The following is an 18,849-nucleotide window of genomic DNA, read 5'->3' on the forward strand; positions in this document are numbered from 1 at the left end:
ATTTATACAATTCAAACCACACCCGACACTGTCTGGCATGGCATGAAATCACAAGCCTTGCTTTAAACTTGCTTCAATAAACTGGTTTAAGTCGCCATCTAAAACGGCCTGCGTATTACCAGTTTCTACGCCTGTTCTTAAATCCTTAATCCTAGATTGATCTAAAACGTAAGAGCGAATCTGAGACCCCCAACCGATGTCCGACTTCTCATCTTCCTGCGCCTGCTGCTCTGATCGCCGTATTTGCATCTCATGTTCGTACAAACGTGCTTTTAACATCGAAAACGCAGCGTCCTTATTTCGGTGCTGCGAACGATCACTCTGACATTGTACGACAATGCCCGTAGGTTCATGCGTTATTCGAACAGCAGAATCTGTTTTATTTACATGTTGACCACCAGCGCCACTGGCTCGATACGTATCTATTCTTATATCCGCGGGGTTGATTTCAACGTCGACACTGTCGTCTATTTCAGGGTAAGCGAATAATGAGGCAAATGAAGTATGTCGTCTGTTTCCAGAATCGAAAGGTGATTTTCTCACCAATCTATGCACTCCAGTTTCGGTTCTCAAAAATCCGAAAGCGTACTCTCCCGATACCTTGACCGTGGCGCTTTTGATGCCAGCCACATCGCCTGCGGATACTTCAATTACTTCAACATTAAAGCCCTGGGCTTCAGCCCAGCGTAAATATTGCCTTAATAGCATATTTGCCCAATCCTGAGCCTCGGTGCCTCCTGAACCAGACTGTATGTCGATGAACGCGTTATTGGCATCCATCGGTCCAGAAAACATACGTTGAAACTCGAGCACTCCCAAATCCTGCTCCAGTGACACAAGATCAGCGGTGACTTCATCCACCAATTCCTGATCTTGCTCTTCGTGAGCCAACTCAAGCATCTCCATGCTTTCAGCCACACCAGATTTAAGTCGACTGAGGGTCCCCACTACTTTCTCTAAGGAAGCACGTTCTTGTCCTAATTTTTGCGCAAACTGAGGGTCCTCCCAGATACTGGGGTCCTCCATTTGACGCAATACTTCTTCTAGCCTCTCTGCCTTTGTATCAAAGTCAAAGGTACCCCCTAAGCAATTCACCGCGATCCGCTAGGTCTTTGCCTTTCTCAAAAAGTGGATTTAATTCCATGATTTTTCTATAACTGTGTGTGGCACAAAATTAAGGTTGCGAACGATAACTGAATTATTACTGTAATAAAACCGTTTAACCACCTTTAATAATGGCCTGCACGCCTTTAATCGGCCGCAGCCATGGTCCATGCTCTTTTAATTGAGAGGTAAATCCTGAACGCGCCGCATCCGCTTCTTGTTTGGTCGCATAGGCTCCGTAAATCAGCTTGAAGAGTGGCGTCGATTGACTCCTATCCAAAAAATAAGCCGCATTACGATGCAATCCATGATCATCAATGAAGTTGCGGACTTTAGCTTCTTCACTAAACGCAAGCATTTGAATAGTCCAAGCACCAGACAACTGTGCAAGAATCCAGCGCTCTCCTTGATAATTACGTGAATCCACTTGACTGACAGAAGACTCTGGCCTCTGTTTAGTCAGCTCTTTAGCGATGCCGCTTTCTTGACGATTGGCCTGCGGCTGAGGTTGAATTCCCAATTGCTCTTGCGCTAGCAAGAAACCGGACGCCGCCGCTCTTCGTAACAAAGCATCAGACTCGGCATCCAACCCTCTGAGTTGTAATCTGCGCGCCAAATGATAGTCAGCGGGCGCATAACCGGCATCACCTGCGGAGCGAAACCAATGGTCGGCCCTTGCTTCACTCGCACCGGATATTCGTTGACGCTCATGCAACAGTCCCAAGTTAAACATCGCCTTGGGGTCGTTTAAATCGGCGGCTTTCAGCCATTGTCTCTGTGCAGCGTCAAAGTCACTGTTCATGTAAGAGGTCATTCCCGCTGAGTATTCTACAGAAGCGAGAATGGAAAACGTCATGCACAGTGGCAACACGGCCAACATATAGGTAAATAAACTTTTCACTTTGATTTAATAAAGGGTGGACAACAACAATACCAATAACTATAGCCTAATAAATACCTAAATACAGATTACAAAAAAGAGGCTGGATAAACCAGCCTCTTTCTCAATGCCTACTTTACTAATAAGTTTGACTAACTAGAGATTGTACCCCGTTTCGCAATGCTGAGTAACATCTAGACCTTGCTGTTCTATTTCCGCATCAGCTCGCAACGGCAGTACAATTGCGATAACTTTGAGCAGCACATACGACACCACAGCTGCATAAACCCCCGTCGCAACAACGCCCAGCACTTGTACACCCAATTGAGACCCAAGCCCCATGCCTTGAGCATACCCGACACCCCCCCATGAACTGGAAACAAACACGGCTGCTAAAATCGTGCCTAATGCACCACCAACGCCATGTACTGGAAAAACATCCAAAGAATCGTCTATTTTCCAAATACTTTTAATAAGCTGAGTCGCAAAATAGCAAACTGTTCCACCACAAAGCCCGATAATAACGCCACCCATTGGTCCTACGAACCCTGATGCAGGCGTGATTGTTCCCAGACCTGCCACCATACCAGTGACTATTCCTAAAACGCTTGGCTTACGAAAACGAATCCACTCAATTGCCATCCAAGCCAATGAGCCTGCGGCGGCGCTTAAGTGAGTAACCAACATGGCCATTCCTGCGCCACCGTTAGCGGCAACGGCAGACCCGCCATTGAACCCAAACCAACCAAACCACAGCATTCCGGCACCGGCGACAGTCAACGCCATACTGTGTGGCGTCATGGGTCGTTCAGGAAACCCAGTTCTGTTTCCGACCACCAGCGCAGCAACCAAGGCAGAGACACCCGCGGTGACGTGCACCACCGTACCACCAGCGAAATCCAACAGACCCTTTTCAGCCAACCAGCCACCGCCCCAAACCCAATGAGTAACAGGCACGTAAACGATCAACGACCATAAGATCGAGAACACAAACATTGGTGCAAAGTTCATTCTTTCAGCAAACCCACCCACAAATAGAGCAGGCGTAATCATGATAAAAGTCATCTGGAAGACGACGAATACAGACTCTGGAATGGTGCCACTCATTGAATCAAAGCTAACGCCCTTGAGAAAGGCTTTGTCCAGGTTCCCGATCCAGGCACCATCGCCACTGAACGCCAAACTGTAGCCGACCAAGAACCAAAGAATCGACATGGCACACGCAATAGAGAAGCACTGCATCAGAACAGAAAGAACATTCTTACTTCGAACTAGGCCCGCATAAAACAAAGACAGACCAGGTAACAGCATAAAGAGCACCAGCGCCGACGAGGTAAGCATCCACGCAGTGTCTCCCGAATTTAGCTCATCTGCAAAGGCAGCAAATGGCGCTAGCGCGGTCGTACATAAGACCAACGTTTGTTTAAAATATTTCATCTAACATCCTATTTATTTCTTCGGGTTTTAGTGTTTTTTTTATAAACCCTTTTATTTTTGTGCACGTTTACCGTCAATACGGAATGCCAACGTCGCCAAGCTTAATTTCGCCCAATCGGTTTGGGTAACAAACAAACCGTCCGCTTCTAAATCGCTTCAGATCCCGTTTCGCCAGTACGGATTCGAATTACGTTATCCAACGCAGTAACGAAAATTTTGCCATCACCCACTTTATTACCCTTAGCGGATTCAACAATCGCATCGACCACCTTATCCAGCACGTCATCCGCGACAGCGACTTCAATTTTAGTTTTAGGGATAAAATCAATGGCGTACTCAGCGCCACGATAGATTTCGGTATGCCCTTTCTGACGACCAAACCCTTTAACCTCCGACACCGTCATTCCCATCACGCCAATGGCAGACAGGGCGTCTTTAACATCGTCTAACTTAAATGGACGAATAATAGCCGTTACTAACTTCATCATTTTCTCCTAATATTTTATGTGCATGCATAAGCAGATTGCCCCTTCACTGTTTGGCACTTTCTGCATATACGATTAATCAATCTGCGCTCTATAGACAGTGGCGCAAATTCTACTCAAAGTGAGCAAGTAATAAAAGTTTCTGCGGCCAATCGCAAAAAAAACATTCAAATATTCCTTATTTTGGCCATCGATAAGCAAATCCTTTTGCGCTGGATGAGTGCATTGGCGGCCTGTTTAGCCGCCTAGCTTGATTATCCCCTATCTTTTTACAGACTCAGCCTAGAGCGTGCTGCGTCGTATTCAGATTTAAGTTTTTCGACTCGATCAGCGATTGAATCAACAGCATCAACAGCGCCGATTCCTTGCCCACAACCCCAGATGTCTTTCCACGCTTTCGCATCGCTTTGCTCATCCGTTAACTTACTCATCGCGCTGATATCACCTTTAGGAAGGTTATTGGGGTCCATTCCAGCGTCTTTGATACTTGGCTTTAAGTAATTACCTGAGACTCCGGTAAAGTAATCAGAATAGACGATGTCATCTGCATCACAGTCAACTACCATATTTTTATAAGCATCAGCTGCATTTGCTTCTTGAGTTGCTATAAACGCAGAACCTATATAGCCAAAATCGGCTCCCATTGCCTGTGCTGCCAAGACTGAGTCTCCCGTCGCAATACAGCCGGAAAGAGCCAATGGGCCATCAAACCATTCGCGAGTCTCTTGAATGATTGCAAATGGACTCTGCGCCCCAGCATGACCACCCGCTCCTGAGGCCACCGCAATAAGACCATCTGCGCCCTTTTCGATCGCTTTTCTGGCAAACCTTTGATTGATTACATCGTGAAAAACAATGCCCCCGTAGGAATGTGCAGCCGCGTTAACCTCGGTGTTAGCTCCTAACGAGGTAATAATGATGGGAACTTTATATTTGACACACAGCTCCATGTCTTCATGCAGTCGTGCATTTGACTTAAAGACGATTTGATTGACCGCAAATGGGGCCGCTGGTCTATCTGGATTGGCTTGGTTATATCGGTCAAGCTCCTCTGTTATCTCAATGAGCCAACGCTCAAATTCGCCCTCTCCTCGCGCATTTAAAGCTGGAAAAGACCCAACGATTCCAGATTTGCATTGCTCTAGTACCATCTCTTTGCCAGACACAATGAACATCGGGGCCGCTATCACCGGCACAGTGAGGTTTCGTAAGATTTCAGGAACAGCCATAATTTAATTTATCCGATCAGTTTAACAACACAGACCTCATACTAAATCGGCACCTAAAAACTCTCAATAGCTTTCGTCGATAACCAGTATTCAGCTCAACGCCCACTGACATCATCCGGCATTAAAAGTTCGCAACGGTCCGGACAGCACACTATAATAACGGGATGTTTTTTATTGATTCTAGACAGCAGTTCTTCAAACCTCTGGTAAGCAAATACCGCGAACACGTTGGGCGATGCCTAACCCTTTTGTATAACCGTCAATATGGTGCAAATGCTGACTACGGCCATTCGTTAAGCCGTGAACAAGTTATTGAAATATTTGAAGAAGCTCTAATACAGATCGGTGATGTCCCCACGCTTAATGACGTCGAAACTTCCGAATCAGAGGGTCAAGACGAACGCTTTAAGTCTCCTCGCGAACACGCCAGCTGGATTCTTAAGCAATTGATAGAGTTCGGCTGGATCGAAAGGCAAGTTGACCCAGGAACACTTAAATCAACCTTCCCGTTCAGTCGTTTTGGACGCTTGTTTTCCCAATCATTACTTGAGTCCGACGGCCAACAAATACGCACCCGTCATAGGAACACCAGAAACACCTTAAACGCGTTAGATGCGTTTGCAAACAGAGGGGAAGTCTACGATCTGTTAGATGCCTTTGATTATTCTGAACGTATCGTTACCGATTTCACCGATGTGGTCGCCGAACTGGAGGAAAAGAAACGCGCTTTGGTCCAAGAGATGGAGTCTCAGCAATTGGTTCAACGTGCGGCTGATCAATTTTTTGAATTTATGGAAAAACGTTTTCAGCCCGACATCCAAGTTCGTCTTTCAGCTGACTCTGTGGAAAAGCACCGAGAAGACATAAACAAGCGAATTCGCTCCATTCGTCGTAAAAGCAGTGAGTTTAAGTCCAATGCGGAGAGAGAACTACGCCGATTAACACCCGATCTTTGTGAACACGATCAGTCGTACCTGCTTTATGTGCTCGAAATGATTGAACGAAGAATGCATAATGCCGCTGATGTCATGCTGCCAGCGTTGCGTTCAGCCCTTCACGGCTTTACTAAACGCGCAGACATCATCATTCGGCAAATGAGCTTTTTGACAAACCAAGGCAATTCAAACTTGGTTGAGATATGCCGAGAATTGGCCGATCTGGACACGGATCAATACTCAGACAGGCTAGAAAACGCCGCTTGTTCAGTTTCTGGATTCAAGTTAGGCCTGATTGACCCGAACCACATAAAGATAAACGAGCGAAAGTCTCAAGCTAGCGTGGATAGCTCGGTAGCCAAAGTTCAATCTCCAGATAAGGAAGCTCAAAGAGAGCTCATGGTTCAAGCCATGTTGGATCAAGCTTTTGTGCTAAACAACCAAGGCATTCGAGATTATGTGATGGATACCCTAAAAGGCGGAAATAAACTTTATACTGGCGAGTTGGCAATTCGAGATGCTCAATCGTTAATCGCCGCCGCGCATGCGATTGAGGTCGCAGCAATCAATAATTTGAGTAGCAACCTTACGTTTAAAGTCACAAGACTAAACACCATCGGTAGCAATGAGTTTTATCGAGCTTTTGACGAACACGAAATAGAATTAATCGAAACCAACTGAAATAATGAATCAAATTTCCGACTCCATAATGGAGCGCCTTGCTACGTTAGGCATTAGCCAAAAAGAATTCTCCGAACTATTAATCCGGTTGCTTGACTATGGCGTTCTCAATCGAGACGAAAGCCTAATAGAAGCCACATTGTATGACCGCTACCTTCAGTGCTCCGACCTAATCGAAGATTACCTAGCGATGATTCACGTTACGATTTTCCATGACAGAACCTTTCGTTTTGTTCGTCTTTTTCCGCCAAGCGCCGAAGTGCCCGGTGTAGCTGACAATGATCATGAAACCCTCAGTCCATTTAATGGGGGACTTAGAACCAAACCCAGCCCTCAGGCAATTGCGGTAATACTCGTTTTAAGAGTCGAGTACGAAAAAGCTTTAAGAGAAGGAAAAGTTGATCAAAACGGAGGGGCATTAATCCCTCTTGAAGCATTAAGTATCTCTTTACAAAACCTATTAAAACAAGGGTTACCGAACACACAGGCAGAACGTAACGCCATATTTAAGCAACTACGTCAATTACGGCTAATAAAGTTCAATTCTGAAAGTGAATTGTCTTTAGAAAATGGCCAAGACAGTTGGCTAAAGATTGAGCCAAGCATTACATCCTACGTAACGCAAAGTATGCTTGACCAGCTATACCCTCCGGAGCATTCACCAGCGAACCAAGATAACCGCCGTGAATCAATCGATCATACTAAGCACTAAAGGACCGATATTATGTTCTGTAAGAAAGCGATCTTAGTAAACTGGGGGAATATACCCAATCTCGACATCGAGTTTGGCCCAGTAAACCTGTTTTCTGGTGGTAATGGTTCTGGAAAGACAACCGCCGCTGACGCCCTGCAAACATTGATGACGGCGGCGTACGAGAACTTATTTACCTATAACCCGGGTCAAGATGAAACCACCCAAAAAGGACGAGGTGGCAAGCAGGTCAGAACGTTGGCATCCTATGTGCTCGGTTGCGATGACGGAAGCTATTCAAGACCTCGAGTTACCGATGGGTATATCGCGGGAATTTTCCATCCAACTCAAGGAGAAACCGGACAACCCTTTACCGCCATGATCGGGGTTCGTGCTGAAATTGAGACCGTTGGCAAGCAACGACAAGCCCGCCAGCGAGACCTTCAATTTTTCATTTTGGCTGGCGAGCAAATACACAAAGGTCTTTTATGCTCAGACAGTAAGGTCACAAACTTAGACTCGGTGGCAAAAACGCTACGTGAAGAATACGGCAAAAAGTGCGTAGAGGTGTACGACAAAAAGGGGCTATACCTTAATCGTCTTTACGGGGCATTAAGAGGAATGGATGGCTCTGTCTCTAAACGTGAAGCACAACATGCAGCCAAGGCATTCTCAAGCTTCATGGCCTATAAGCCCGTAAAGAGTATCAATGATTTCGTCGCGCGCGAAATACTAGAACCCAAGGACCTCAGCACTGACATAAAGCAAGTGTCCGAACTCATGAAGACCATTCATGATATGGAAGCTGAGACGCGCCAAATTTCGCAGGTAATCAGTAACCTAGAGACTCTAGGAGATCTTTCCCTTCGTTACATTAACCACTGGGTAGATTGGCGGTTATGCAACTACAGAGAACAGGTCAGGACATCTTGGGTGATGCAAAAACGATACCTGGATGTTAAGCATAAGCAGAATGAAACCGCACAGCTGATCGAAGACAAAGAACAAAGAATCAAGAGCCTCACCAATAAACAAGAATCACTGCATTTACAACTAGTGACGTTAAAGGCTCAACGATTAGGCGTCGCTGCGTTAAAGGATAAGGATGAACTTGAAAAACAGATTGAGCAAAACAAAACTAGTTTAGTTGAAAAAGCTCAGCCGCTACTTCAACAAGACCAGCAATTAACCCAGAACTATCAAGCAGCAAAAGAGCTGAAAGCGCAGATCGATGAATCTGACTTGGCGCTGGATTTACCAGAGCTAGAGCAGCCCGACATACGCAGGTCCATAAATCGAGTCTTAGATGCAGGCAGTAGCAGTGGTGTAGATATGCAAACACTGTTTACCCAAGATTTGGTAGGAATCGAAAACTTGGAGCACAAACTTGACGCACTGAGGGAATTCGAAACTTCTCACCTAGGACTTGTAAATCGACTACACAATCGAGATGCAAAACACGCTAGCGTCAGAGACCGGGTTTTGTCCATTGCGCAAGCTAGACTCGCGACTCAAAATAAGCTGAACGATCAGACTAAGGCAAAACAAAGAGAGATCAATCAGCTACAAAATCATCGGATCTCCTACCCCAACCACGTCGAGGTAGCCCTGGCCGCGATTGCGCAACAATGCCCTCAAGCCAGACCAGCCGTCCTCTGTGATTTTATCAATGTGTCAGATGAGCGATGGCAAATGGCCATTGAGGGTTACATTGGGGGAAATCGTTTTGCCATTGTCGTAGAGCCGGAGTTTGAAGCGCAAGCCATCAAAATTGTTCGAAATATTGGCAGCGGCGGACGGAAAAATTCATCTAAAATTATTCAAGGCAACAAAGTTCAAAGAGATGCATCACGTTTGAGTACCCCAAACGGCTCAATTTTAGACATCATGAGTTTTGAACATAAAACGGTGGAGTACTATATCTTAGGCTCTTATGGAAATGTTCTACGCGTTGCCGACGAAAACGAACTTCGTAACACCGCACGCGGAATCACGCAGGATGGTCTCGGTTCAGGCGGTTACAGCATGTTTCGCTGCGATGTGGATGAGGCTGACTTAGTCTTTGGTTTAGGTGCTCGTGAACGAGCCCTGAGAGCGAAAGAACAACAGCTGCAAGAGCTGAAAACCAAGCGGCATCTCGCAGAGCAAGCAGCTCGAAATGCCAGCCTTATGTTGCAAAACATCGACAAAATCAGTGCCCTTAGCATTAATGTGATCGTCACCGAGATGCTGTCAACTTATCGTAAAAACCAACATCACGAACAACAGCTTTCGGCCTTAGACCTTTCAGACTTCGATGCGTTAGAACAAGAGCTTACGGAGGTAAGCACCCAGCATAATGATGTCCGAGACGAACTTAAACTGGAACAAACTCAACTCGGCAGGCATGAAGCAAAGCAGATATCGTTAAAACAGCAAGCCTCACAGCTATCTGACGTACAAGACGAACTACAAAATGATCAAGAGCAAGCCGAAGAAGCGGTAGAACGAATCGGGTCAGCTCATCCTGACTTTGACACAGCCAACGCACTTGAAGAAGCTGAACGCTCAGCCATTGAACATGCTAAAAACGCCGATGCGGACGACGGCTTTGAGGCAGAACAAAAAATGCACAATGAGCAATGTTCGCAGCTGGAACGACAGTTGGACCGCTGCGTACTGTCTCACAATGAGATTTGTCGCCAAGCGGACAGCATCGTATACCTATCAGATACTGGAAGCGATGGTTTAATAGCTCACAATTTCGAATGGTTTAAACGTATCGCCATTGTTCTCAAAGAATGCCGCTCGATAGGTAACAGGCTAAAAAACAACGTTTTAGTTGGCAAACATGAAAAATTATTTGACTTAAAAGAGAGTTTTAATACCGCATTCGTATCAAACCTTTGCCACTCAATTTACCAGGCAATCAATGATGGTGAGCGAACTCTCAAGGAACTAAACAGCGAATTATCGAGCCATCAATTTGGTACAGATCGAGAGAGTTATCATTTTGATACTAAATGGATACCTGAGTTCAAAGAGTATCACCGCTTCTTCAAAGATGTCATTGCCCTTCCGAGCTTGGGAGACGGCAGCAGCCTGTTTGAAGCTGAGCTTAATCCTAAATCTGCTGAAATTAGAGACCGGCTGCTTGACATGTTGTTGGATGGCGATGAACAAACCGCCTTGCGCGAGTTAAAGCGCATTAGTGACTATCGACACTACAGGGACTATGAAATTTACAAAACGCCGCTAGGAAAGGAACCAATCGCTTTAAGCCAATACGGTACAGGGTCTGGCGGCCAACTTGAAACACCAGCCTACATTATTCGCAGCGCCGCGATAACTTCAGCATTCAAATTTAATGATGGAAACACCCATTGTCGGATGGTTCTCGTTGACGAGGCGTTTTCAAAAATGGATGAAACTCGGTCCCGTGAGGTTATCCATTACCTGACCAATAAACTTGGCCTACAGCTAATTTTCATAATGCCAACAAGCAAATCGGGGCCTTTCATGGATCTAATTAGTCATCAAACCGTGTTCAGTAAATGCCCGACAGAGAGCCTTGTGGGAGAGCTAAACACACAAGTTTTGGTGGATAGACGCGTCTGTAACCAAGATAAAATAGATGAACTATGGAAGCAACATCGCAGAACTATACGAAACCAAGCAACGTTAGACTTCATGCAAGAATTTATCTAGGAAATAGCGCAGCAATGCTGAGAGACCACTAAGCCTCACTCGTTAAGGCCGACCTGATTTCCAGCAATCTCTAGAGCAATTGCATTGCCAAGTAACTTTACCACGGCATTCATTTGTTCTACCGCTTCTCTATAGCCACCGACTTGAAGTTCACGAGTAAAAATAAAATCACGATAAACGGGCTTCTCATCACGCCCTTTATGGCGCCACGAATAGACGCCAGACAGAATCACATCGCCCTCAGACGTAGGGTAGAAATGCTCTATGTCCACACTCAACTTATCGCACTCGCTGCAGGAATCCAAAACCCGGTACAGAGATTGAGCTGCATTTAATTCTCGCCGTAAAATTCTTGTAACTGCCACTGTCACAGGTTCAGCCCAATTATGGTAGTTCGCTAGCCGCACCTCTTGTTTATCGAGCTTTAATACTAGCTTTGACTGGTTCAAATAATCAGGTAGGCTCACGCGGCCAAGCATAATTGGTTTTAATTCTGAGTTCGCCTGCACCAGAGTTTCCTGCGTTCTCACCGGAGAAGCGTCTAGTAAGTAATAACTTACCTGCGTGAGTGCATTAGAAGAACTCGCACAGGCTTGTAAAAGCATCGATAACACAATAAGACAGATTTTATTCATCGATTTTCTCCTTAGCCCCAGGTTGAAGATCTGCCGCTTGTTCTCCACCAAAAATCAATGAGTTAGGCTTATTACTGATTTCCTTAATTAACGGCCTTGCTTCCATCAACGTGGTTTTGAGCTCGCGCATGCTTTGATCTAGTGAACGATATAATTCAGATTCTGGTTGCAACCCTGCAAGCGTATTTTGCAATTCCTTAAGAGTGTCTGACAATGAAATCATCGCTGAATCGGCGGTTTTAATCGCGTTATTTGTGTTGTTAACAGTGGCGTTAAGAGGCAAAGATTCAAGCTTCGACAACACCGCTTCGAGCTTATCTGTAATGCGAGCAAGACCGCCTCTTTTAGTGGGTATTACGGGGTAATTTTGATAACGCTGAATTTCTCCAATCGATTCACCGCCAAAATTCAGGCTGACTTTTAAGCTGCCCGTTAGAATGTTTGCTGTTTCAATGGTCGCGGTCAATCCCTGTGTGATCCCACGATTTATTTGATTGATAAAAGCCAACTTATCAACATTTTCCTGTGACGGCACACGCCCAGGTTCTAAGCGAACGATGACAGGTATTCTATGCTGTCCTGAGTCGTCCAGATTGCGATCAAGATCTGCATCAAGGTTTAAATAAGGTTGAGACACCGTTCCGACTCTGATTCCGCGGTACTCAACCGGCGCTCCTCGGCTCAACCCACCAATCGAATCCTCCACTAATATCGCGTACTCGACGAACTCATATTCACGACTTTCGACAATATCGTCATAAGATTGAAATAGCTTAAAAGTGACGTTGTCTTGAATTCGCTCACCTAGTTCACGATCATCAGGAATGTCAAACTCTACACCACCTTCAATTAAAGTACCCAAAGACGCCATATCAAACTTTATACCGTCGGCTCCAGTACTCAAACTGACACCACCTGCATTCCAAAAGACCGTATTCGTTGTTACTAACGCGTCATAGGGAGGGGATATAAACACGCCGTAAGTGGCTTCTCTGGTTTGGGGTTCAAAGACAAAAGATTCTATTTGGCCTACTGTAAACCCCCGATAAACCACGGTACTTCCAACACTGATCGGCTTACCACCTCTGGATACTAGATTTAGCCGAACACCTTCAGCATTTAAGGGCGAAACTGGTGGGCTTTCTAAACCGACAAATTCAACCGAATAGTTTCCTTCGGAGCCCGGCGCTATTTCCACATAAGCGCCAGACAACAAAGTGCCAATTCCGCTCACTCCCTGAGCGCCTACTCTTGGTCTAACTACCCATAATTGACTGTCTGATTTAAGAAGTTCTTCCATTTCCTTCTCTATTTCTATCCTTACCACAATGTGTTCATGATCCGAAGAAAAACCAATAGCCTTAACCTTCCCTATATCCACGTTACGATACTTAACTTTTGTTTTATTCGCCTCTAAGCCTTCTGCAGTTTGAAACGTAACGCGAACATCTATCCCACGACTCTGCCAACTTTTAATCACCATACCGATGCCGATAACGACGGCCAGTAGTGGCAAAAACCATATTCGTGATAGGCGCGGCTTTTCTCGTACTATTGCATCCGGTAGGTCTAACTCGTCATTCATACGCTTTCTAAATGATCCCAAATCAGTCTAATATCAAATTGATGCGCAGCCAGCATTGTTGCAATGACCACACCAGAAAAGGCCGTAATAGCTGCGCCAGGCTGAATGGTCATTAGCCCAGTTAGCTGAACCAAAGCCACCAATATCGCAACCACAAAAACGTCGACCATTGACCATTTACCAATAAACTCGACTGATCGGTACAAATACCCTAGTTCATGCTGGGTCAAACGCTGAGGTCGTGTGGTGGCATAACACAACCACAAAATGGCGCCCATTTTAGCCAATGGAATCACGACACTTGCCATAAAAATAACAAATGCGATAAAGAATGAACCATGATCAAGAAAAGTAACTACCCCACCCAATATAGTGCTGTTTGTGACCGTACCAATTAGGTTAGTAGACATGATTGGCAATAAATTAGCAGGTATGTAAAGTAGGATTGCGGTAAAAACAAGAGCCAATGTTTTCTGAATACTATTTTCTATTCTTAAACTCAACCTGTCCCCACATCGCGGGCAAGATTCGACCGATTGCAGAGACAACATATCGCAAGTTAGGCAACGAATGTAGCCCTCTCGTGCTGCACTACCTGCTGAGAAATTTTCTTTATTGAACATTCTACAAACCCGAAGACTTGTTCTGAGGTATAGCGCCAGCCCATTGCCATAATGTGTGGTTATCAATGACCGAAGACAATTTCAGAAAACACACAGTAAACATGATATAGGCCCAAAAAGAGACGCCGAGAATAATATCAGCAAGAGCGACTATTTTAATCAAAGCGACTAATACGCCAATTATGAATACTTCCGCCATACTCCAAGGCAATAGTTTAGACACAAACTTACCCAAACCGATTGTAGGACTCGTACCCAAGTTGAATTTAGTCCGCAACGCCATCACGAGCAAACAGAGAAGGTAGACCAATGGTACAAACATCACAAAACAAAATACCAACAGCGCCAAAGCAGGAAACCCCTGCCTGAACATTTCGATCGCGGCTAAAGGTAAACTGATACCGCGCGCTCTTCCAGCGCTCGAAAACTCTAAAAAAGGGTTGCTCATCGCCACCAACAAAAGGACAAGCGCTGTTACCGATAAAGATATTGTCCATTCAAGAATATTAGCAGAAGTACGACGTACAGGGTGGCCGCATCTGGCGCAACAAGACACATGATCACCCTCAACAGATCGGTCCAACGCCATTAACAAGTCGCATTCTTGACATGCGATCAGTTCGCTTAGATCACGATTTTGTGTGTTTGTATTCAACTCAACTTGCTCTTTTCTACAGCATCAATGGTGACCGTAATTAAAACACTACGAGCGAACCTAGCGGGCCCATCCGCCCACCTACCGTGACTTTATGACTCACTCACCAAGAATCAAATCATACAAAATTCGATCAATTCATCTCAATATTCTTGCGAGCAGTTTGCTAAGATACCACAGACATTTACTATGATGCTTCAGAAAATACCGCTGACCATGATTTTACACAATTACGATATTTCGCCGTATTCCGAGATGATTAGGTTGATGCTTGGGTATTCAGAAATAGCGTGGCACTCGGCTATCTCTCCACCGTACCCGCCTCGGCCCACTGTTGATCCGCTGGTTGGCGGATACCGAAGGATTCCAATTGCTCAAATAGAATCTGACATTTTTTGCGATACACGTATTATCGCTGCTGAAATAGCAAGGTTAAGCGAGAGACCCGAATTGTCGATTGATAGCTGCGAATCGTCCGCGGCAGCCTTCGCAATCAAAACCAATGGAGAGACGTTTTTCCCCATTGTTAACACCGCTGAACCTAGAGCACTGTTAACAATGTTAGTCACCAGATACTGGCCATGGCAAATTCTGCGTTTGATCAGAGATCGCGGGGGTGTAGCTAAAACGTCCAACATGCCACGCCTGAAAAAAAAGGAAATGATTGGCAACATCAATGCGTTTAGACAAGAGCTGGAATCAAAACTACAAGATAATAATTACCTTTTCGGCGACTCTCCCTGCGTAGCAGATTTTGCCGCTTATCACGTGATTTGGTTCGCCGACCTCACTAGATCAGCCTCATTCCTAGGCAACTATCCGCTTACTAAACAGTGGCATGAAAGAATGAAATCAATTGGCCATGGAAAGAGTCAAAAAATCAGTCGGCAGAGCGTCTTTCAGGGAGCCAAACTCTCTGAGCCTAGAGCGCTTGAGCAACATCTACTACAACATCAAGATATCAATAAGACAATTACCATTAGCCCCAGCGATTACGCTCGAGATTCAGTCACAGGCACTCTCGTCGGAGCCGATGACTCACGACTAATAATAGCGCGAGAGTCTGATCAGCTAGGAACACTTCATGTGCACTTCCCTGTTGAGGGTTATGACACTCGAATACACCAATAATCCGATCACACCGTTTCTAAGAACTAACCAATCACTGCAATCAGCCCATGAGCAAAATCACAATCAGCCACCAATTCGACGCCGGTAATATAACCGTCATTGATGCAAGTAACCCAAACGACATTCAACTCGCAATACCAAAGGATAACGCCTCAGACTTTCTGCAGTGGTTCCATTTCTCTCTCGAAGGCGAAATCGGTGAAACATACCGTATTAGAATCGTGAATGCAGGAAAAAGTTCTTATAATAAGGGTTGGGAAGGCTATGACGTCTGCACTTCGTGGGACCGACAAGATTGGTTCAGAACATCCAGCCAGTATGAAGATGGAGAGTTAATTTTTGAGTTAACGTTAACTCAATCAACCGTCTATTTCGCGTACTTCACCCCCTACAGTAATGAGCGCCATTTAGATCTACTAGCTTGGGCACAGAATGATATTCGTTGCTCAGCAGATACACTAGGTACCACGATAGACGGCCGCGCTATGACCCTGTTAAAGATCGAGGGCAATCCGAGTGCGAAACATAAGGTATGGGTAATTGCACGACAGCATCCTGGTGAGACCATGGCGGAGTGGTTCATCGAAGGTTTTTTACATTCCTTACTCGATGAGGACAACCCTATTGCTAGAAATTTGCTCAATTCAACCAACTTTTACGTTGTACCTAACATGAATCCCGATGGCTCCGCCAGAGGTAACTTACGTACAAATGCCGCCGGCGCAAACCTCAATAGAGAATGGCAAGAGCCTTCTATGGAAACTAGCCCAGAAGTCTACTTAGTTCGACAACGTATGATGTTGGAAGGAGGAAACCTTTTTCTCGATATTCACGGCGATGAAGAGCTACCATACAATTTTGTCGCTGGTTGTGAGGGCAATGAAAGCTATGATGAAAAGCATGCGAGCTTAGAGTCGAAGTTTAAGGAAAGCTACATGGCTATATCTCCGGATTTTCAAGACACCTATGGCTACCCTAAAGATGCACCAGGCTCAGCCGATTTGCGTATAGCGGCGAATTGGCTTGGAGATCACTTTAGAACTCTGTCATATACGATAGAAATGCCGTTCAAAGATAATGCCGACCTGCCTAATGTTGTTACAGGCTGGTCAGGAGAGCGAAGTGCGCAGCTGGGGAGCGATGTTCTCTTCCCCATTCAAGAGACGCTAAAACTGATTTCTAAGGATTAGATCATATTGAAAGCGCATACGATTGATCGTACGCGCAGCAGCCGCCCTGATCATATAGGGGACGGCTGCATAACCTTACAAGTAAGGCGCAGCCTCATTCATTATCGGGTATTAATGACATTCACATTCAGAATTGCAATTCTGATATAGAATAATCACACAGCCAATCAAGAAATTAGGATTTACCATGACCACATCAAAACAAATGTTCTCAACTGTGTCCTCAGAAGGACAACTTACCGTAGAAGTCAAAGAAGTTGAAGTACCAGCCCCAAAAGATCATGAAGTGATTGTCAAAATTGAAGTTGCTCCAATAAACCCGAGCGATATGTGGCCGATGTTCAGTTTAGGAGATTTATCTAAAGCAGAATTAACGTATAACGATGAAACCAAAAAACTATCAGCCCCCATATTCCCAGGGATGACTGGTGCGGTCAGAACACGACTAGATCAAGCGTGCCCAGTTGGCAATGAAGCAGCGGGGATTGTTGTGGCCGCGGGTTCAAGCGACGCTGCTCAAGCGTTAATGGGAAAGAGAGTTGCTGTACTCAGTGGAGCAACTTTTGCAGAATACACCTGCGCACCTGCCCAAATGTGTCTACCGCACGCAGAAAACACGACAGCACAACAGGCATGCTCATCGTTTGTAAACCCTCTAACAGCATTGTCTATGATTGAAACAATGCGAAAAGAAGGCCATACAGCACTTGTTCATACAGCAGCAGCATCTAATCTGGGGCAGATGCTAAACCGCATATGCATTTCTGACGGTGTAGAACTAGTAAACATAGTCCGAAAGCAAGAACAGGAAGAGATTCTTCGTGATCTCGGCGCTAAGCACATTGTTAACTCTTCATCGGAAACTTACGCGGCAGATCTTTACAAAGCCATACAGGCAACCGGTGCTACCTTGGCGTTTGACGCTACCGGCGGTGGCGAGCTAGCCAGCGATATTCTTACAGCAATGGAAGCCGTTCTTACCAAAGACGTCACCGGGCTTAACACCTACGGCGCTCCCCAGCACAAACAGGTCTACTTGTACGGTGGTTTAGATATCTCTCCGACATCACTGAAACGAGCGTATGGAATGTCTTGGGGAATTGGTGGCTGGCTATTGATGCGGACTCTATCAACCTTAGAACCAGCACGTGTCGGCGAAATGCACAAAAGAGTAGCTACGGAAATAGGCACTACATTTGCCAGCGCCTATACAGCCGAGCTGAGCTTTGAAGAGGCGCTAACACCGGCGAACATCCATAAATACAATGCAAAGAAAACTGGTGAGAAGTACTTAATCAATCCAAGTCTATAGAACATTAGATATTCAAGGCGCATCATGGCATTTGATGCGCCTTTTCAATACACTCTGAACCACAACTAACGTTCTTCCTCGCATCCCGTAAGTCATTCCCAAAGAGAGACACACCTCTCACATCCCCACAAAACGATCTCTAAGATCCTCTCCCAATAAACCTTTAACTGAAACGCGCTGTATGCTTAGCAATCGCATGCACTCGTCAAGTAGAGCGACGGTGATGCAATCAAGCGACACCCTAACTTGCCTTAGCTAAAGAGCCAGTTAGCGTTAATACTAGGAAACTATGAAGGCCAAGGTTGGCCAGATACGTGATCAAAAAAGTAAAGGTGTGCCTTCACTGAAGGCACAGAATTACACCCCCCCTCACCAATACGACCAATTTTTCTATTAAAGAAATCGCGGGCGAAACGAGCCAACTGAATTGTCATGGTACCTTTTATCAAAAGCACATAAAGATCCTCTAGTAGTTTCTTTTTGATTATCGATACCAGCTCTCAAGCCTAGCCAGATAAAGGGGGTTCTAAAGTGTTGCTAAATCTCTCGTCTAGGCTGATTAGATAGTAGGATAAGTTAGATTGGTGAG

At 45.4% G+C, this 18,849-nt stretch carries 15 protein-coding genes; 6 read left to right on the plus strand and 9 right to left on the minus strand.

Annotated elements, in window-relative coordinates:
* Positions 1–48 precede the first annotated feature (48 nt).
* The 5 genes from prfB to ABWW54_RS17955 all read right to left on the minus strand — a co-directional run bounded on the left by prfB (position 49) and on the right by ABWW54_RS17955 (position 5,135).
* A protein-coding gene (gene prfB / locus ABWW54_RS17935; RefSeq protein ID WP_502907829.1) for a peptide chain release factor 2 occupies positions 49–1,147 on the minus strand; the annotation gives its coding sequence in 2 pieces (ribosomal slippage) (positions 49–1,071 and positions 1,073–1,147; 1,098 coding nt in all).
* Between the two features lie 72 nt (positions 1,148–1,219).
* Positions 1,220–2,005, minus strand: coding sequence for an SPOR domain-containing protein (locus ABWW54_RS17940; protein ID WP_353414287.1), 786 nt, complete (start codon positions 2,003–2,005; stop codon positions 1,220–1,222).
* Between the two features lie 135 nt (positions 2,006–2,140).
* Positions 2,141–3,421 carry an ammonium transporter gene (locus tag ABWW54_RS17945; RefSeq protein ID WP_353414289.1) on the minus strand — a complete coding sequence of 427 codons (1,281 nt, stop codon included), beginning with the start codon at positions 3,419–3,421 and terminating at the stop codon, positions 2,141–2,143.
* 146 nt (positions 3,422–3,567) lie between these two features.
* On the minus strand, positions 3,568–3,906 hold the full coding sequence (locus tag ABWW54_RS17950; RefSeq protein ID WP_353414314.1) for a P-II family nitrogen regulator: 339 nt from the start codon (positions 3,904–3,906) through the stop codon (positions 3,568–3,570).
* Positions 3,907–4,175: 269 nt separating this feature from the next.
* On the minus strand, positions 4,176–5,135 hold the full coding sequence (locus ABWW54_RS17955; protein WP_502907828.1) for an NAD(P)H-dependent flavin oxidoreductase: 960 nt from the start codon (positions 5,133–5,135) through the stop codon (positions 4,176–4,178).
* A gap of 164 nt (positions 5,136–5,299) precedes the next feature.
* Between ABWW54_RS17955 and ABWW54_RS17960 the strand changes: the two genes are divergently transcribed.
* The 3 genes from ABWW54_RS17960 to ABWW54_RS17970 are packed head-to-tail and all read left to right on the plus strand — an operon-like array spanning position 5,300 to position 11,129.
* Positions 5,300–6,751, plus strand: a complete 1,452-nt coding sequence (locus tag ABWW54_RS17960; protein ID WP_353414291.1) for a Wadjet anti-phage system protein JetA family protein — start codon at positions 5,300–5,302, stop codon at positions 6,749–6,751.
* A gap of 4 nt (positions 6,752–6,755) precedes the next feature.
* Positions 6,756–7,463 carry a DUF4194 domain-containing protein gene (locus ABWW54_RS17965; RefSeq protein WP_353414293.1) on the plus strand — a complete coding sequence of 236 codons (708 nt, stop codon included), beginning with the start codon at positions 6,756–6,758 and terminating at the stop codon, positions 7,461–7,463.
* A 12-nt stretch (positions 7,464–7,475) separates the two neighbouring features.
* Complete coding sequence (locus ABWW54_RS17970; RefSeq protein WP_353414295.1) at positions 7,476–11,129, plus strand: ATP-binding protein; 3,654 nt, start codon at positions 7,476–7,478, stop codon at positions 11,127–11,129.
* Positions 11,130–11,164: 35 nt separating this feature from the next.
* On the opposite strand, the gene ABWW54_RS17975 is transcribed toward ABWW54_RS17970, so the two are convergent.
* The 4 genes from ABWW54_RS17975 to ABWW54_RS17990 are packed head-to-tail and all read right to left on the minus strand — an operon-like array spanning position 11,165 to position 14,627.
* Positions 11,165–11,764 (minus strand): PqiC family protein, encoded by a 600-nt coding sequence (locus ABWW54_RS17975; protein WP_353414297.1) that lies wholly within the window; start codon positions 11,762–11,764, stop codon positions 11,165–11,167.
* Positions 11,757–13,349 (minus strand): PqiB family protein, encoded by a 1,593-nt coding sequence (locus ABWW54_RS17980; protein WP_353414299.1) that lies wholly within the window; start codon positions 13,347–13,349, stop codon positions 11,757–11,759. Before ABWW54_RS17980 ends, ABWW54_RS17975 begins: the two co-directional genes overlap by 8 nt.
* Positions 13,346–13,972, minus strand: a complete 627-nt coding sequence (locus tag ABWW54_RS17985) for a paraquat-inducible protein A (protein ID WP_353414301.1) — start codon at positions 13,970–13,972, stop codon at positions 13,346–13,348. Before ABWW54_RS17985 ends, ABWW54_RS17980 begins: the two co-directional genes overlap by 4 nt.
* A 1-nt stretch (position 13,973) precedes the next feature.
* Positions 13,974–14,627 carry a paraquat-inducible protein A gene (locus ABWW54_RS17990; protein WP_353414303.1) on the minus strand — a complete coding sequence of 218 codons (654 nt, stop codon included), beginning with the start codon at positions 14,625–14,627 and terminating at the stop codon, positions 13,974–13,976.
* 189 nt (positions 14,628–14,816) lie between these two features.
* On the opposite strand from ABWW54_RS17990, the gene ABWW54_RS17995 reads away from it, so the two are divergent.
* The 3 genes from ABWW54_RS17995 (at position 14,817) to ABWW54_RS18005 (ending at position 18,260) form a co-directional block, all read left to right on the plus strand.
* Positions 14,817–15,758 carry a glutathione S-transferase family protein gene (locus ABWW54_RS17995; RefSeq protein WP_353414305.1) on the plus strand — a complete coding sequence of 314 codons (942 nt, stop codon included), beginning with the start codon at positions 14,817–14,819 and terminating at the stop codon, positions 15,756–15,758.
* 56 nt (positions 15,759–15,814) lie between these two features.
* Positions 15,815–16,948: a M14 family metallopeptidase gene (locus ABWW54_RS18000; protein WP_353414318.1), complete on the plus strand. Its 1,134-nt coding sequence runs from the start codon at positions 15,815–15,817 to the stop codon at positions 16,946–16,948.
* A gap of 187 nt (positions 16,949–17,135) precedes the next feature.
* The gene (locus tag ABWW54_RS18005; protein WP_353414307.1) at positions 17,136–18,260 is read left to right on the plus strand and encodes a zinc-binding dehydrogenase; all 1,125 of its coding nucleotides are present in this window, start codon (positions 17,136–17,138) and stop codon (positions 18,258–18,260) included.
* The last annotated feature ends 589 nt before the right edge of the window (positions 18,261–18,849 follow it).

It is taken from the genome of Arenicella sp. 4NH20-0111, from assembly GCF_040366405.1.
Taxonomy (GTDB): domain Bacteria; phylum Pseudomonadota; class Gammaproteobacteria; order Arenicellales; family Arenicellaceae; genus Arenicella.

What these genes read in the sequence shown, in the direction of transcription:
- ABWW54_RS17995 (WP_353414305.1), top strand. Translation starts at nt 14,817, where the DNA reads ATGATGCTTCAGAAAATACCGCTGACCATGATTTTACACAATTACGAT.
- ABWW54_RS17945 (WP_353414289.1), bottom strand. Translation starts at nt 3,421, where the DNA reads ATGAAATATTTTAAACAAACGTTGGTCTTATGTACGACCGCGCTAGCG.
- ABWW54_RS17950 (WP_353414314.1), bottom strand. Translation starts at nt 3,906, where the DNA reads ATGAAGTTAGTAACGGCTATTATTCGTCCATTTAAGTTAGACGATGTT.
- ABWW54_RS17980 (WP_353414299.1), bottom strand. Translation starts at nt 13,349, where the DNA reads ATGAATGACGAGTTAGACCTACCGGATGCAATAGTACGAGAAAAGCCG.
- ABWW54_RS17985 (WP_353414301.1), bottom strand. Translation starts at nt 13,972, where the DNA reads ATGTTCAATAAAGAAAATTTCTCAGCAGGTAGTGCAGCACGAGAGGGC.
- ABWW54_RS17960 (WP_353414291.1), top strand. Translation starts at nt 5,300, where the DNA reads ATGTTTTTTATTGATTCTAGACAGCAGTTCTTCAAACCTCTGGTAAGC.
- ABWW54_RS17955 (WP_502907828.1), bottom strand. Translation starts at nt 5,135, where the DNA reads ATGGCTGTTCCTGAAATCTTACGAAACCTCACTGTGCCGGTGATAGCG.
- ABWW54_RS17965 (WP_353414293.1), top strand. Translation starts at nt 6,756, where the DNA reads ATGAATCAAATTTCCGACTCCATAATGGAGCGCCTTGCTACGTTAGGC.
- ABWW54_RS17975 (WP_353414297.1), bottom strand. Translation starts at nt 11,764, where the DNA reads ATGAATAAAATCTGTCTTATTGTGTTATCGATGCTTTTACAAGCCTGT.
- ABWW54_RS18005 (WP_353414307.1), top strand. Translation starts at nt 17,136, where the DNA reads ATGACCACATCAAAACAAATGTTCTCAACTGTGTCCTCAGAAGGACAA.
- ABWW54_RS17970 (WP_353414295.1), top strand. Translation starts at nt 7,476, where the DNA reads ATGTTCTGTAAGAAAGCGATCTTAGTAAACTGGGGGAATATACCCAAT.